General features: G+C 63.5%; 15 protein-coding genes and 1 tRNA gene. 8 read left to right on the plus strand and 8 right to left on the minus strand.

Annotated features, from left to right (window positions below; translation table 11 throughout):
- Positions 1–119: 119 nt before the first annotated feature.
- Both ACP691_RS03135 and ACP691_RS03140 read right to left on the minus strand, forming a co-directional pair.
- Positions 120–1553, minus strand: a complete 1434-nt coding sequence (locus ACP691_RS03135; RefSeq protein WP_426150018.1) for a mechanosensitive ion channel domain-containing protein — start codon at positions 1551–1553, stop codon at positions 120–122.
- A 75-nt stretch (positions 1554–1628) separates the two neighbouring features.
- On the minus strand, positions 1629–2534 hold the full coding sequence (locus ACP691_RS03140) for a LysR family transcriptional regulator (RefSeq protein WP_426150019.1): 906 nt from the start codon (positions 2532–2534) through the stop codon (positions 1629–1631).
- A 97-nt stretch (positions 2535–2631) separates the two neighbouring features.
- Here ACP691_RS03140 and ACP691_RS03145 point away from each other — a divergent pair, with 97 nt between their 5' ends.
- Positions 2632–3813: an aspartate aminotransferase family protein gene (locus ACP691_RS03145; RefSeq protein ID WP_426150020.1), complete on the plus strand. Its 1182-nt coding sequence runs from the start codon at positions 2632–2634 to the stop codon at positions 3811–3813.
- A gap of 48 nt (positions 3814–3861) precedes the next feature.
- Here ACP691_RS03145 and ACP691_RS03150 read toward each other — a convergent pair whose 3' ends face one another.
- Positions 3862–4374, minus strand: a complete 513-nt coding sequence (locus ACP691_RS03150; protein WP_426150021.1) for a DUF4174 domain-containing protein — start codon at positions 4372–4374, stop codon at positions 3862–3864.
- 103 nt (positions 4375–4477) lie between these two features.
- A complete protein-coding gene (locus tag ACP691_RS03155) occupies positions 4478–5911 on the minus strand; it encodes a M48 family metalloprotease (RefSeq protein WP_426150022.1) in 1434 nt (477 codons plus the stop codon).
- A gap of 183 nt (positions 5912–6094) precedes the next feature.
- Between ACP691_RS03155 and ACP691_RS03160 the strand changes: the two genes are divergently transcribed.
- Entirely contained in the window at positions 6095–6334 is a 240-nt protein-coding gene (locus ACP691_RS03160) for a sulfurtransferase TusA family protein (RefSeq protein WP_426150212.1), read from the plus strand.
- A gap of 17 nt (positions 6335–6351) precedes the next feature.
- A complete protein-coding gene (locus ACP691_RS03165; protein WP_426150023.1) occupies positions 6352–7422 on the plus strand; it encodes an AI-2E family transporter in 1071 nt (356 codons plus the stop codon).
- A 93-nt stretch (positions 7423–7515) separates the two neighbouring features.
- Here the strand turns inward: ACP691_RS03165 and ACP691_RS03170 are convergent, their stop codons facing one another.
- Positions 7516–7980 carry a peroxiredoxin gene (locus ACP691_RS03170; RefSeq protein ID WP_426150024.1) on the minus strand — a complete coding sequence of 155 codons (465 nt, stop codon included), beginning with the start codon at positions 7978–7980 and terminating at the stop codon, positions 7516–7518.
- A gap of 9 nt (positions 7981–7989) precedes the next feature.
- Entirely contained in the window at positions 7990–8550 is a 561-nt protein-coding gene (locus tag ACP691_RS03175) for a glycine cleavage system protein R (protein WP_040262046.1), read from the minus strand.
- A gap of 257 nt (positions 8551–8807) precedes the next feature.
- On the opposite strand from ACP691_RS03175, the gene dapA reads away from it, so the two are divergent.
- From dapA to ACP691_RS03200, 5 genes are all read left to right on the plus strand, one after another.
- Positions 8808–9686, plus strand: a complete 879-nt coding sequence (gene dapA / locus ACP691_RS03180) for a 4-hydroxy-tetrahydrodipicolinate synthase (RefSeq protein ID WP_426150025.1) — start codon at positions 8808–8810, stop codon at positions 9684–9686.
- A 17-nt stretch (positions 9687–9703) separates the two neighbouring features.
- Positions 9704–10819 carry an outer membrane protein assembly factor BamC gene (bamC, locus tag ACP691_RS03185; RefSeq protein ID WP_040262048.1) on the plus strand — a complete coding sequence of 372 codons (1116 nt, stop codon included), beginning with the start codon at positions 9704–9706 and terminating at the stop codon, positions 10817–10819.
- Complete coding sequence (locus tag ACP691_RS03190) at positions 10820–11578, plus strand: MBL fold metallo-hydrolase (RefSeq protein WP_426150026.1); 759 nt, start codon at positions 10820–10822, stop codon at positions 11576–11578. It begins immediately after the preceding gene.
- A 67-nt stretch (positions 11579–11645) separates the two neighbouring features.
- Positions 11646–12356, plus strand: a complete 711-nt coding sequence (gene purC, locus ACP691_RS03195) for a phosphoribosylaminoimidazolesuccinocarboxamide synthase (RefSeq protein WP_426150027.1) — start codon at positions 11646–11648, stop codon at positions 12354–12356.
- Between the two features lie 92 nt (positions 12357–12448).
- Positions 12449–12538, plus strand: a tRNA-Ser gene (locus ACP691_RS03200).
- Positions 12539–12678: 140 nt separating this feature from the next.
- Here the strand turns inward: ACP691_RS03200 and ACP691_RS03205 are convergent.
- Positions 12679–13119, minus strand: coding sequence for a hypothetical protein (locus tag ACP691_RS03205; RefSeq protein ID WP_426150028.1), 441 nt, complete (start codon positions 13117–13119; stop codon positions 12679–12681).
- A gap of 33 nt (positions 13120–13152) precedes the next feature.
- Positions 13153–13857, minus strand: a complete 705-nt coding sequence (locus ACP691_RS03210; RefSeq protein ID WP_426150029.1) for a hypothetical protein — start codon at positions 13855–13857, stop codon at positions 13153–13155.
- Positions 13858–13868: the final 11 nt, after the last annotated feature.

Genomic DNA, 13868 nt, shown 5'->3' on the forward strand with positions numbered 1-13868 from the left:
CTCCCCTGGTGGCACGGCGGGCCTCGCTGCGCGCGGCCTGCATCAGCTTGGAAGCCGGGGCTTTGGTGGAGTTCAGGCGGTCGTGGTCGAACGCGTCGACTTCAGTCGACCCCAGGTACTTAGTGGCGTTGCAGCCAGCTCAGGAACCCACCCTTGCGGGTCGGCGCCGGCCGCTGCAGCAGCAGGGACTGGCTATTCTGACGCCGTATCGCCTGCAATTTCTGCAAGGCCTTGCTCACCTCCACCCGGGCCTTCATGCATTCCTGGGTCAGGCCCTTGTCCAGGCTGTAGAGCGTGCAGGAGGTCAGGGCCGTGAAGCGAGCCTGGGAAGGGGTGTTTTCAAGAATGCTCTGCTCGCCCATGACTTCGCCGGGGCCCATGCGCCCTGCTTCGAGAAGCGCATCGCCATTGGCGATGGCCGCGCTCACCACGCCTGCGCCGATCAGATACAGGCTTTGCGGCACTTCGCCGATGTCCAGGATCACTTGCCCCGCCGGCACTTCGCGTGCCTGCAGGGCCTCGGCGAGGCGGTCCTTCTCGCTGGCCGCCAAGGCGCGGAACACTTTCACTTCGTCAAGCAGGCTGCGTTTACGCGATGCAGCCGCGCCGGATTCCCCCGTGCCGCTGCGATCGGTGATGCCCGCCGCCTCCAGATGCCGATGGGCCAGGTCGAACAGCTGGTTGCGCACTTCACCCTTGTTGGCCAGGGTAGCGATGAAGCCGCTGGCGGTGTACTCGGTGGTGTCCTCGCCGGCGTCCTTGACCAGCGCCTTGGGGGCAGGGTCCGCCAGCAGGGCATGGCTGCCGCGCAAGGCACGCTCCAGGGCTTCGAGCACCCGGCCAGGCCTTACATGATTGGACACGTTGATGCTGATGGATACGCCATGACGGCCGGCCGGACGACTGAAGTTGACGATGCGTGCCTTGGCCGCCACTGAATTGGGCACCACGGCGGTAGCGCCAGCGGCGGTCAGCAAGTGCGTGGCCCGCCAGTCAATGTCCACCACCCGGCCTTCGGTACCGTCGATGGCCACCCAGTCATCGACCTGATAGGGCTTGGTGGTGTTGAGCACGATGCCGGAAAATACGTCGCTCAGGGTACTTTGCAACGCCAGGCCGACGATGATCGCCACCGCGCCAGACGTTGCCAGCAGCCCCTTGACCGGCAGTTGCAGCACGTAGGCCGCGGCCGCCACCACGGCGATCAGGAAGACGACCGCTCCCAGCACATCGCGCAGCAGTCTGCCGCTGTGGCCGATCCGCCGGGTCAGGATCACTCCGAGCACTTCGCTCAAGGTGCGCGCGCCATATAGCCACCAGATGATGGCCAGCCCCATGGCGGCAAGGTTCCACAGGTTCTGTTCCGGCCAGGGCGGCGGCAGCAAGGGGCTGATACCGCTGGCCATGATCACCGCGCTATAGCCCAGGAAGAGCGCCAGGCGGGCACCGACCCGCGCCGCCTGGTGCGCGAAGGGCGCCCATTGCCAGAGCATCAGGTCGGCAAGCAGCAGCACCAGGCTCCAGAGCAAGGCAGGGGCGGGCAGGTTGAGCATGGTCGGGGAATTCCACAAAGGGGCGCCCGGGGAAGATTAATGGGTTGCCGCCACCTGTGCCAGAACGCAAGTGCTTCAGCGTGCCCAACGTGCCAGGGCGAAGTCGACGAAGCTGCGGATCTTCGGCAGGCGATAACGATCGCTGGCGTACAGCAGGTTCATGGGCCGCCGCGGCAGGCGGTAGTCCTGGAGCAAGGGCACCAGCCGACCACGGGCCAGGTCTTCGGCGACCAGCGCATCGGGCATCATCACGATACCCATGCCGGCGCGTGCCGCCTGGTGCAACCCCGACGAGCTGTTCAGGGTCAGGGCGCCGCTTACCGGTACCACCACCTCGCCTTCCGGGCCTTGCAGGCGCCATTCCTTTTCCACCGAGCGCCAGTCGTCCCCCGCCGGGTAGGCGAACGCGAGGCACTCATGCTGGGTAAGGTCCGCCGGGCGCAAGGGCACGCCTCGGCGCGCCAGGTAATCAGGCGCGGCGCAAATGGTCAGGGTGTAGTCCTCCAACGGGCGGGCGATGACCCCGTTGGCAGGATCGGGGTTGCCCAGGCGGATTGCCAGGTCGAAGCCGTTTTCGAGCAGGTCCAGGCGCTGGTTGCTCAGCACCACATCCAGGCGCACCTTGGGGTAGCGCAAGTTGTATTCGGCCAGTGCCGGTGCCAGACGCTCGACCCCGAAGGTCAGCGGCGCGGTGATGCGTAGGCGGCCCGAAGGCTCGGCCTGGGCCTGTTCGGCCAGACGCTCGGCAGCGTCCACCAGCCCCAGCACTTCCACGCAGCGTTGATAGTACTGCGCGCCGAACTCTGTCAGGCGCTGGCGGCGGGTGGTGCGTTGCAGCAGGCTGACGCCGAGACGTTGTTCCAGCGCCCGCAAGTGGTTGCCCACCATGGTGGTGGACATCGAGCAGTGCTGGGCCGCCGCGGTCAGGCTTCCTTTTTCCACGACTTGCACATACACAGACATCGCCAGCAATACATCCATTATCAAGCCCGGCTTACAAATGATTGAAGCGGATGGTCGTTTATCCATCCCTGTGCGCTAACGATACTGCAAGCCTTCAAAGGAAAGGAGCCTTGCCATGACTGCCGCACCCCTGATGTCGCTGTACAACCGGCTGCCGATGAGTTTCGAGCGTGGCGAGGGCGCCTGGCTCTGGGACACTGCCGGCACGCGTTACCTGGATGCCATGAGTGGCGTTGCGGTGACCTCGGTGGGCCATTGCCATCCTGCCGTGGTGGCGGCTATCCAGGATCAGGCCGGGCGTGTCTTGCATACCTCCAATCATTACCGGATCGACTGGCAACACCGACTGGCGGCGCGCCTGACCAGCCTGAGCGGCCTGGACGCTGCGTTCTTCGCCAACTCAGGGGCGGAAGCCAACGAGGCCGCGCTGAAACTGGCGCGGTTGAATGCCTGGTACAAGGGCATCGACAAGCCGCGCATCGTGGTCATGGAAGGCGCATTCCATGGGCGTACCCTGGCGACCTTGGCCGCGAGCGGTGGAGCAGGCATGCGCCTGGGGTTCGGCATCTGCGCCGATGATTTTCTCCGGGTGCCCTTCGGTGATATGGCCGCGTTGCAGGCCGTGGCTCAGGTGCATGGCCAGCAGATAGTGGCGGTCATGCTTGAGCCGGTACAGGGAGAGGGCGGCGTGCGCCTGGCCCCGTCCGGTTACCTGAGCGGCGTGCGGGCACTCTGCGATCGCCAGGGCTGGTTGATGATGCTCGACGAGGTGCAGACGGGTCTGGGCCGCACCGGGCATTGGTTCGCTTACCAGGCGGAAAACGCCACCCCGGATGTGCTCACCTTGGCCAAGGGCTTGGGCGCCGGCATTCCCATTGGCGCCTGCCTGGCGCGCAGCCGTACCGCGGCCTTGCTGACGCCGGGCAGCCACGGCAGTACCTTTGGCGGCAATCCCTTGGCTTGTCGGGTGGCCTGTACCGTTCTGGATGTGATCGAGCAGGAGGGGCTGGTGCGCAACGCCCAGCGGCAGGGGGCGTGGTTGCTGGCGACGTTGCGCTCGGCGCTGCTGGGCCAGCCGGGCATTCGGGACGTGCGTGGCATGGGGCTCATGCTGGGCATCGAACTCGCCGCCCCCATCCCCGGGCTGGCCAGCCTTGCCGCTGAAAGGGAGCTGCTGATCAACGTGACCCGTGGCACTGTGCTGCGCCTGCTGCCGCCTTTGACCCTCAATGATGCCGAGGCGGCCAGGCTGGCCGACGGGGTGATTGGGTTGCTGAAGGATAATGCATCACCGTAGCAGCCCGCCTTGGCGGCGACCGGAGGTTGGTTCAATCGCCCACTTGCCTCAATCCTCCAGTTCTGCCGGGGCCTTGCCTGGCTTGCCCTTGGCTTTCCCATTCTCGGCGGGCGCCGGGGCGGGGGCGGGCGCCGCGGCGGCGGCTTCCTTTTCCGCCATGGGCATCTGGTCGATGGTGGCGAAGACTTCGTCCAGCTTCAGCGGCGTGGTGCTTTCCAGTTTCTTTTCGCCGTCCTTGCCTACGAGTACCAGCTTGGCCTGGGTGCCGGCGCCCAGGTTGAGTTCACGGATCAACGCCATGGTCGCCTGGGTGTCCAGAGGCTTGCCGTTGCGCTCTCCGGCCAGGCCCACTACCTTGTAGACGACCACGTCACGCTGTTTCAGCCCAGGGTCTTGCAGAGCCTTGCCTTCATCCACCAGGGGCTGGTCGGTACCCGTCTTGGAATACACCAGCAGCGGCCTGGCCTTGCCCCGGTCCTGGGCCAGCGGCGAGTCGCTGTCGGCCGCGTAGAGCGGACTGGCGGCGAACAGGGCGATAAGCGCGAGGGTGCGGATGGGCATGGGTTTCTCCTTCAGTTCAAGCCTTAAGCATTGCTCAAGTTGGCGAAACGGCCAGCTTGAGCGTGAATGAGCCGAGATCGCCGCCCGGTCGGGCATCGCCGGTTCAACGCATCATGTCTTTGACCGCGCGTTCCTGATCCATCAACTCCTTCTGACGCTGGTCGATGCGCGAGGCCAGGGGGAAGTTGTTTTCCGCGCGGCGCTTGGCCAGGTCCAGCTGCTGGATCGCCTGGCGGAAATCGCCGACCAGGGCGAAATATTCCGCCCGTGCCTGATGCAAGCCAATGATGTTGCCGTTCTGGCCCCGGGTATCGGCCACCAGGTACCAGACATCAGGATCGTTCGGACGTGCCTTGAGCAACGCATCCAGGCCTTTCTCGGCTTCGGCGGTGCGGCCCTGCTTGAGCAGCAGGTCGATGCGCGCCTGGTTGAGCGGGTAGCTGCCAGGGTAGAGGGGCAGCAGGCGATCGACCCGCTGCTGGGCGTCGGCGAGTCGGTTGTTGGTGATATCCAGGTCGACCTGGGCCAGGTTGTAGGTCAGATCGTTGGGCGCCTTGGCGATCAGCGGCTTGAGGTTCTCCCGGGCTTCGTTGAGCTGCCCGGCCTTGACCTGGGCGATGGCCAGGCCATAGCGGGCGACGTCGTTGCCGGGATTCTCGTCGAGCTGGGCACGGAAGCGCTTGGCCGCGACCCCTGGGGTTTCCTCGTACATCAGTTGCACCCGGGCGCGCATCAGCTGGTAGAGCTGGCTGTCTTCCTTGCCGCCCCTGGGTGACTGTTCGGCGCGGTTGCGCGTATCGGCGATACGCGATTCGGTCACCGGGTGGGTGAGCAGAAACTCCGGCGGCTTGGCCGCGAACTGGTACTGCCGGGCCAGGCGCTCGAACATGTTGGGCATGTTGCGTGGGTCGTAGCCAGCCTTTTGCAGGTTGAGCAGGCCGATGCGATCGGCTTCCGCTTCGTTCTGTCGGGAAAACCCTCGCTGGCTCTGGATGGCCGCCGCCTGGCTGCCGAAAATGGTAGCCATGCCCGCATCTCCCGCGCCGGCGGCAGCCATGACCACCCCGGCGAGCAGGGCCGCCATCATCGGCACCTGCATGCGCTGTTGTTCCTCGAGCCCGCGGGCGAAGTGACGCTGCGACAGGTGAGCCAGTTCGTGGGCCAACACGCCGGCGTATTCCCCTTCGGTCTCCGCGCCCAGGAACAACCCACCGTTGACCCCGACGATGCCGCCGGGGGCGGCGAAGGCGTTCAGTTCCTTGCTGTCGATGATGATGAATTCCAGGCGCCTGTCCTGCACCTGGCTGGTTTCAGCCAGGCGGTACACACTGGTTTCCACGAAATCCTTGAGCTGCGGGTCCGGCAGTTGCTTGACCTCCGAGCGCAGCATGCTCAGCCAGGCTCGGCCCAGGTCATGTTCCTGTTGCGGGGATACGATCGCCGAACTGGCATCGCCCAGAGAGGGCAGGTCGTCGCCATGGGCGGGAAGGGCAAGCAGGCAGGCCAGGGCCAACAGCGTAGGGCGCAGAAAGGTCATGCACGAAACTCTGGGCGGCAAAAGGGTACTGTAGCGATGCCTGGGGGTAGGCCACAAGGGTAAGAGGCCAGAGCCTGGCGCGGAAGATCACGCCTGAAGAATTCCTGGCAGTTCTGTACTCTGGCCCCTGGGCTGCGCGTTGCCAGCGAAACATGAATGAGCGAGTTGTCCGTGAGGGAAACGATGGGTGAAGAAATAAAGTGTGACGCCGAGGTGGATGCCAGCGGTCTGAATTGTCCGCTTCCCTTGTTGAAGGCCAAGTTGGCCCTCAATGGCCTGGACAAGGGCGCGGTATTGAAAGTGGTCGCCACGGACGCAGGTTCGCAGCGAGATTTCCGCACCTTTGCCAAGCTTTCCGGCAACCCGTTGCTGAGCGAAACCGCTGAGGCAGGCACCTATACCTACTGGCTTCGGAAAAACTGACCCACCAAGGATCTTGCATGCTCAAGTTGTTCAGGGACTGGACCCAGCGATACTTCTCCGACGAGGAGGCCGTGGTCCTGGTGCTGCTGCTGGTGCTGGCCTTCACCGTGGTGCTGACGGTAGGGGGCATGCTGGCGCCCGTGCTGGCGGCCATGGTGCTTTCGTTCCTGATGCATGGCCTGGTGGCGCAACTGGAGCGCTGGCGAATGCCGCCGGCCATGGCGGTCGGCCTTGTGTTCACCCTGTTCATGGGCCTGCTGGCGTTGGTAGTGCTGGTGCTGGTACCCCTGCTCTGGCATCAGATCATCACCCTGTTCAACGAACTGCCCGGCATGCTGGCCAAGTGGCAATCCTTGTTGCTGCTACTGCCCGAGCGCTATCCCCAGGTGGTTACCGACGAGCAGGTGCTGGCCGCCATCGAGGCAGCCCGGGGGCAGATCGGCAAGTTCGGCCAGTGGGCTTTGACCCTGTCGCTCTCCAGCCTGCCGCTGGTGGTCAACCTGATGATCTACTGCGTGCTGGTGCCCATCCTGGTGTTCTTCTTCCTGAAAGACCGCGAGCTGATCGGCCGCTGGATCAACGGCTACCTGCCTCGTGAGCGGGCCTTGCTGACCCGGGTGGCCCAGGAAATGAACCGGCAGATCGCCAACTACATCCGTGGCAAGGTGATCGAGATCGTCATCTGCGGCATAGCCACCTATATCGCGTTCGTCGCCCTTGGCCTGAACTACGCGGCATTGCTGGCGCTGCTGGTGGGCGTGTCGGTGGTGGTGCCCTATGTAGGCGCGGTCGTGGTCACGGTGCCGGTGGCGTTGATCGCGCTGTTCCAGTGGGGCTGGGGCGACCAGTTCATCTACCTGATGGTGGTCTACGGCATCATCCAGGCCCTGGACGGCAATGTGCTGGTGCCCTTGCTGTTCTCCGAGGCAGTGAACCTGCACCCGGTGGCGATCATTTGCGCGGTATTGCTGTTCGGTGGGTTATGGGGCTTCTGGGGCATCTTCTTCGCCATTCCCCTGGCTACCCTGGTCAAGGCCGTGCTGGAAGCCTGGCCCCGAAACCAGGGCGGCGTGGCGCCCTTGCTGTAGGCGCCGGCGCGATTCTACCGACGCTGGCGCCAGCCAGCGATGGGCCGGAAGGCAGGACCGACTCATGGCCGGCTCCGGCAGCTTGGCTGCTCCCTACAAGGCCTGGGCGGCGGCCAGCACTTCCTGCACATGGCCGGGGACTTTCACGCCGCGCCATTCCCGACGCAGCACGCCTTGTGCGTCGATCAGGAAAGTGCTGCGATCCACCCCCAGGTATTCCTTGCCATAGAGCTTCTTGAGCTTGATCACGTCGAACAGTTGGCAAAGGGTCTCGTCCTTGTCGCTGATCAGCTCGAAGGTAAAGCCCTGCTTGGCCTTGAAGTTCTCATGGGATTTCATGCCGTCCCGGGAAACGCCTAGCACCACCGTGTTGGCGGCCTCGAAGCTGTCGTGCAGGTCGCGAAACCCCTGACCCTGGGTGGTGCAGCCGGGGGTGCTGTCCTTCGGGTAGAAATAGAGCACCAGCTTGCGGCCACGCAGGCCGGCCAGGGTGATGGCCTGCCCGGAAGTAGCCTGGGCAGTGAAGTCCGGAACGGGCTGGTCGAGGGCGACGGCCATGGCAGGTCCTTATACGGGGTTCTGTGGGCGCCAGGGCTCGATCAGCGCATCCAGGTTCAAGGCGTCGGCGAAGTCCAGGAACTGGTCGCGCAGCCAGCTGATCTGCACGCCGGCGGGCAGGGTGACGGTGAAGGTGGCATTGAGCATCAGGCCGCCGGTTTGCGGCGCCTGGTAGGTGTCGCAGGTGAGGTTTTCCAGCTCCACGTTGTTGTCGATGAAGAACTGGCACAGCTCGTTGATGATGTCCGGGCGGTAGGCCGAACTCACGTAGGCCACATAGGGCAGCGACTGCGGCCGGCTTTCAAGGGTGGAGCTGCGCACTACGCTTACCTGGAAGTCGTGGCGCTTGGCCAGGCCGGGCAGTACGCCCTCGAAGCGCGCCAGGGCGTCCCAGTTTCCGGAAATCTGCAGCACCAGCGCGCTGAATTCGCCGTGGCGGGTGAGCCTGGACGTCACTACCGAGCAGCGGCTGTCGTGGCTGGCCCGGCACAGGACGTTGGTCAGCTCCATGGGGTTGCGCCCCATGGCGGTAAGGACGAGAAATTGTTCGCGAACGGGTGGGGTGGACATGCAGCCTTCCTAAAGCGATGAGCGGTCGAGGCAGGCGGGCGCCTGGAGCGCCCAGCCCATGGCCGGGCGAGCGCTGAGCCCACGGGCCAGGCGCGCGACGAAGCGGCGCTGGGCGGCAGTGGCCGCCTGTCTCGATCAAAGGGCCAAGGGTAGCGAAAACCGCCGCCGGTGGGAATGCTCGAAACCATGGCGTCGCTTGTGCAAGGTCGGTGGCGCCAGTACCATTACCGCTCTCTTTTTCCGGCAGGAGCGGTTGCATGTACGCGGGCAGCATGGTGGCGCTGGTCACCCCGATGGATGCCGAAGGCAGTCTCGACTGGGACGCCCTCAGCAAGCTGGTGGATTTCCACCTGGAAAACGGCACCGATGCCATCGTCGCCGTAGGCACCACCGGTGAGTCGGCTACCCTGGACGTGAACGAGCACATCGACGTCATTCGCCGGGTGGTCGAGCAGGTGAACAAGCGCATCCCGGTCATCGCCGGCACGGGCGCGAACTCCACCCGCGAGGCGGTGGAGCTCACCCGCAACGCCAAGGCCGCCGGCGCCGACGCCTGCCTGCTGGTAACCCCGTACTACAACAAGCCGACCCAGGAAGGCCTGTACCAGCATTTCCGCCACATCGCCGAAGCCGTGGCCATCCCGCAGATCCTCTACAACGTGCCGGGCCGCACCGCCTGCGACATGCAGGCCGATACCGTGGCGCGCCTGTCGAAGGTGGGCAACATCGTCGGCATCAAGGAGGCCACCGGCGACCTGCAGCGCGCCCGGGATATCCTCGATCGCGTCAGCGGCGACTTCATGCTGTTGTCCGGCGATGATCCCACCGCGGTGGAGCTGATCCTGCTCGGCGGCAAGGGCAACATCTCGGTCACTGCCAACGTGGCGCCCCGGGCCATGGCCGATCTCTGCGCCGCCGCGCTGCGCGGCGACGGGCAAACCGCACGGGCGTTGAACGAGCAGTTGATGCCGCTGCACAAGAACCTGTTCCTCGAGGCGAACCCGATTCCGGTGAAATTCGCGCTACATGAAATGGGCCTGATGGCCGAAGGCATCCGCCTGCCGCTCACCTGGTTGAGCGAAACCTGTCAAGACCCCGTGCGGCAGGCCCTGCGCCAGTCCGGCGTTCTGGTTTGAGTGAGGAAGTACAACGCATGAAGCGCTTGGCTGGTCTTTCCGCCCTTGCTGTCATTATTTCGAGTACCAGTGGCTGCGGTTGGCTCTGGGGTGAGCACGGCTATTTCCGTGACCGTGGCAACGACTACCTGGAAGCCCGGCGCACCGAGCCGATGAACCTTCCGGAGGGCGTCAGCACCGCCAAGCGCCTGGACCCACTGCTGCCGATCCCGCGCAACGTGGCCGACGACACTGCCCTTAACGACTATGAAGTGCCCCGCCCGCAGCCGCTGTCGACGGTGGCCGAAAGTGGCGACTTCACCCTGCAGAAAAGCGCGGCCAGCCGCTGGATCCTGGCCCAGCGCCCGCCCGCCGAGGCCTGGCCGCTGGCGCGCCAGTTCTTCGAAGACAACGGCTTCCGTATCGACCGCGAAAGCGTGCAGACCGGTGAATTCACCACGGCCTGGCAGCCGTTCGACAGCCTGGCCGGTGACCTGGCCCAGCGCCTGCGCGGCAGTTCTGACGTGAACGGCGACATCCGCCTGCAGGTCCGGGTAGAGCCTGGCGTTCAGCGCAACACCAGTGAAATCTACGTGGTCAGCGCCCAGCGCCCCGCCGGCAGCGGCGAAGACGTGGGCTTCCCGGCACGCACCACCAGCGGGGTGGACGCCACCCTGGTGGACGAAATGCTGTCGAGCCTGACCCGCGGCGCCGAGAAGGGCGGTTCCGTGTCCCTGGTGGCGGCCCGTGACTTCGACGCCCCAAGCCAGGTGGCCATGACCGAAGACGGCAGTGGCAACCCGATCCTTACCGTGGGTGCAGACCTGGATCGCGCCTGGTCCAGCGTTGGTCGCGCTCTGGAGCAGGGTGGCCAGTGGCGCGTCGAGGATATCAACCGCAGCCTGGGCCTGTACTACATCAACCTGGCGGAGAAGGGCGGTCGGCCGGAAGACAACAAGCCAGGCTTCTTCGGCCGGCTGTTCGGTCATGAGCCCAGCAAGGAAGAACTCGAGGCCCGCGCCGAACGCTATCAGGTTCGCCTGAGCAAGGTGGGCGAGGCGGTACAGGTCACCGTCGAGAAGAACATCAACACCGTGGCGCCGGCCGATGTGGCCCGTCGCGTGTTGAGTGTGATCCAGGACAACCTGGGCTAAGTGCGCTTCGCCGTTCTCGGAAGCGGAAGCCAAGGGAATGGCACGCTCGTCGCCAGTGGCAACACCCTGGTGCTGGTGGACTGTGGGTTTTCCCTGCGCGAAACCGAGCGCCGCATGGCCCTGCTGGGGGTGCATCCCGCTCAGTTGAAGGCGGTGCTGGTCACCCATGAGCACGCGGATCATGTACACGGGGTGGAGTTGCTGTCGCGCCGCTACAATGTGCCGGTTTACCTTAGCCAGGGCACTCACAGCGGCCTGCGCAAACCGGTGCTGCCGGCGCGGCTGGTGCATTGCGGCGACGCCTTCGACCTGGGCGACCTGCACGTGCGGGTGGTGGGCGTGGCTCATGATGCACGTGAGCCTACCCAATATGTGTTCAGCGACGGCAAGCGGCGCTTCGGCCTGCTGACGGACCTGGGCTCCTGGTGCCCGAAGGTGATGAATCACTACAGCGGCCTCGACGCCTTGATGATCGAGTCCAATCATTGCCGCGACCTGCTCGCGGGCGGGCCTTACCCGTACCACCTCAAGCGACGGGTGGGCGGAGACCGGGGACATTTGAACAACCATCAGGCCGCCGGCCTGGTGGCCGAGCTGGGATGGCAGGGCCTGCAGCACCTGGTGCTGGCCCACCTCAGCCAGAAGAACAACCTGCCGGAACGCGCCAGGCAGTGCTTCGTCGATACCCTAGGGTGCGACCCAGCCTGGCTGCAACTGGCGGATCAGGCCTCAGGGCTCGATTGGCGGCATATCGCCTAGGCTGTGTACGGCACCGGCGAACGGTGTCGCCCACCGTCTGGCCCCTTTACAGTTAGCGGAGCCCATCATGGAAAAACGCGAAGAACTCTACCGTGGTAAAGCCAAGTCGGTCTACAAGACCGACGACGCCGACCGCCTGGTCCTGCTGTTTCGCAACGACACCTCGGCCTTCGACGGCAAGCGCATCGAGCAGCTCGACCGCAAGGGCATGGTGAACAACAAGTTCAACGCGTTCATCATGCAGAAGCTCGAAGCCGCTGGCGTGCCGACTCAGTTCGACCGCCTGCTGGGCGACAACGAATGCCTGGTGAAGAAGCTGGACATGATCCCGGTGGAATGCGTGGTGCGTAACTACGCCGCGGGCAGCCTGGTCAAGCGCCTGGGCGTGGAGGAGGGCAAGCAACTGGTGCCATCCACCTTCGAGCTGTTCCTGAAGAACGACGCCATGGGTGACCCCTTCATCAACGAATCCCACGTGATCGCTTTCGGCTGGGCGACCGCCGAGCAGTTGGCGACCATGAAGCAGCTGTCGCTCAAGGTCAACGAGGTGCTGAGCCAACTGTTCGACGAGGCCGGCCTGCTGCTGGTGGATTTCAAGCTGGAATTCGGCGTGTTCCACGGCCAGATCGTCCTGGGCGACGAGTTCAGCCCTGACGGCTGCCGTCTGTGGGACAAGGAAACCCGCAAGAAGATGGACAAGGATCGCTTCCGCCAGGGCCTGGGCGGCGTCATCGAAGCCTACGAGGAAGTCGCCCAACGCCTGGGCGTGCCGCTCTAAGCGCAGCGCTCACGCAAACGCCTGATAGCACGCGGTTTTTTTCAAAAAGGGGCTTCGCCTCGAATGAAACTGCTGCTATCATGCGCGCCATTGGAGAGATGCCGGAGTGGTCGAACGGGACGGATTCGAAATCCGTTGTGTCAGCAATGGCACCTAGGGTTCAAATCCCTATCTCTCCGCCATACATGGAAAACCCCTGTAATTCGATGAGTTACAGGGGTTTTTCTTTTCTATTTTGCTCACTGTCCTTGTTCACTGAACTGACCGGTCAGGAATCTATGTTGGCTCATCGTCCGAATGACGTTTGAGTAGTGCCTCAGCCTCATCGAAAGCCTTCCTGAGGATGCTGGCAGGAGCTTGGGTCATCTGTGCCCTCATGCAGTGAGCCGCCTTTGCTGACATCCTGCACAACGCTGTCTACCAGTTGATAGAAGCGGACCACTGAAAGGGCATCCCTTGGCTTGAGATAGCCAAGCTTGGTTAGGTTGGCGGTGTACACCCGGCAGTAGTGGGAAGCTATAGGGACTGCTACAGATATGCTTGAACGCAGATTTTCCGGCAGAGCGGCAATGTGCTGTGCGGTGTCCTCTAAGTCCGCAAGGTAGCCACGCTCTTTGGCAATTTCACACAGGGTACGAACCTCGGCAATGAGCGCCGTCCTAACGCTAAGGCGCTCTTGATAGCGCTGCCATGCCCATCCACCGAAGGTAGCAAGCGCCGTGAGCAGCAAGCCACCGACCGAGATGTACTCGCCTGTTGTCATTAGAGGTCCTTCGAGAGGTATGCAGAGGGACGATCAGCTTTCAAGCTTCGGCAACTCGTTATCGTGCCCAAGCAATGGATTGTCGGCAGAACCGGGTAGCTCTTCTGCACGAGCCTGTGCCTTCCAGCCGATCTGTGCAATCTCTCGGATTCTATCCACGATAGGCTTGGCATCTGTACCAAGTTTCCCTATAGCGACGCCTGCGTCACCTAGAAGGGCGTAGAAATTGCTCACGTCCGAAACCTTCTTATGAAGTTCTCGCTGCAACGCTTCCAAGCGTTTGAGTAAGCGTCTCTTGTGCCCGTCATCTAGCTTGGTATCTGCCTGAAGGTGCGCGCGAAGCTCGTTAATAAGGGCCTGAAGGCGAGAAAGGTCACCCTCGGTGAACTCATAGCCGAAGCCATTCGTGATCGCAGCGGTGAATTTTTGCTTCAGGCTTTTAAGACGAAGTTCCGAAGCCTGAGCGTGAAGCTGATCCCCAACAAGGTGAAGGTAATCCAAAATTTTTAAGCACGACTCGTGCCTATTGCCATTAAGCTCAGGCTCGTATACATCGATGTAAATCATGTCGGCTTCTCTAAGGCTGCTCACAAGGGCAAATGCCTCTAGCAACACCTCATACTCATCATCAGCGAAGCCTTGTTCTTCACCCATCTGATCTCGGGCATAGGAAATGAGGCGAAGAACGCCCTCAACCGGGTCAGTGGTTACCTGTTCGATTATTTGATCGGGTATCATCAGAGGCCGTC

The organism is Pseudomonas sp. DC3200b2 (assembly GCF_049895785.1).
In the GTDB taxonomy this organism is placed as follows: domain Bacteria; phylum Pseudomonadota; class Gammaproteobacteria; order Pseudomonadales; family Pseudomonadaceae; genus Aquipseudomonas; species Aquipseudomonas massiliensis.

Excerpts from the sequence above, each read along its gene's own strand:
- ACP691_RS03175 (WP_040262046.1), bottom strand. The coding sequence starts at position 8,550 with ATGTCCACCCCACCCGTTCGCGAACAATTTCTCGTCCTTACCGCCATG.
- ACP691_RS03170 (WP_426150024.1), bottom strand. The coding sequence starts at position 7,980 with ATGGCCGTCGCCCTCGACCAGCCCGTTCCGGACTTCACTGCCCAGGCT.
- ACP691_RS03155 (WP_426150022.1), bottom strand. The coding sequence starts at position 5,911 with ATGACCTTTCTGCGCCCTACGCTGTTGGCCCTGGCCTGCCTGCTTGCC.
- ACP691_RS03210 (WP_426150029.1), bottom strand. The coding sequence starts at position 13,857 with ATGATACCCGATCAAATAATCGAACAGGTAACCACTGACCCGGTTGAG.
- ACP691_RS03165 (WP_426150023.1), top strand. The coding sequence starts at position 6,352 with ATGCTCAAGTTGTTCAGGGACTGGACCCAGCGATACTTCTCCGACGAG.
- dapA (WP_426150025.1), top strand. The coding sequence starts at position 8,808 with ATGTACGCGGGCAGCATGGTGGCGCTGGTCACCCCGATGGATGCCGAA.
- ACP691_RS03145 (WP_426150020.1), top strand. The coding sequence starts at position 2,632 with ATGACTGCCGCACCCCTGATGTCGCTGTACAACCGGCTGCCGATGAGT.
- ACP691_RS03140 (WP_426150019.1), bottom strand. The coding sequence starts at position 2,534 with ATGGATGTATTGCTGGCGATGTCTGTGTATGTGCAAGTCGTGGAAAAA.
- bamC (WP_040262048.1), top strand. The coding sequence starts at position 9,704 with ATGAAGCGCTTGGCTGGTCTTTCCGCCCTTGCTGTCATTATTTCGAGT.
- ACP691_RS03160 (WP_426150212.1), top strand. The coding sequence starts at position 6,095 with ATGGGTGAAGAAATAAAGTGTGACGCCGAGGTGGATGCCAGCGGTCTG.
- ACP691_RS03150 (WP_426150021.1), bottom strand. The coding sequence starts at position 4,374 with ATGCCCATCCGCACCCTCGCGCTTATCGCCCTGTTCGCCGCCAGTCCG.
- ACP691_RS03205 (WP_426150028.1), bottom strand. The coding sequence starts at position 13,119 with ATGACAACAGGCGAGTACATCTCGGTCGGTGGCTTGCTGCTCACGGCG.
- purC (WP_426150027.1), top strand. The coding sequence starts at position 11,646 with ATGGAAAAACGCGAAGAACTCTACCGTGGTAAAGCCAAGTCGGTCTAC.
- ACP691_RS03135 (WP_426150018.1), bottom strand. The coding sequence starts at position 1,553 with ATGCTCAACCTGCCCGCCCCTGCCTTGCTCTGGAGCCTGGTGCTGCTG.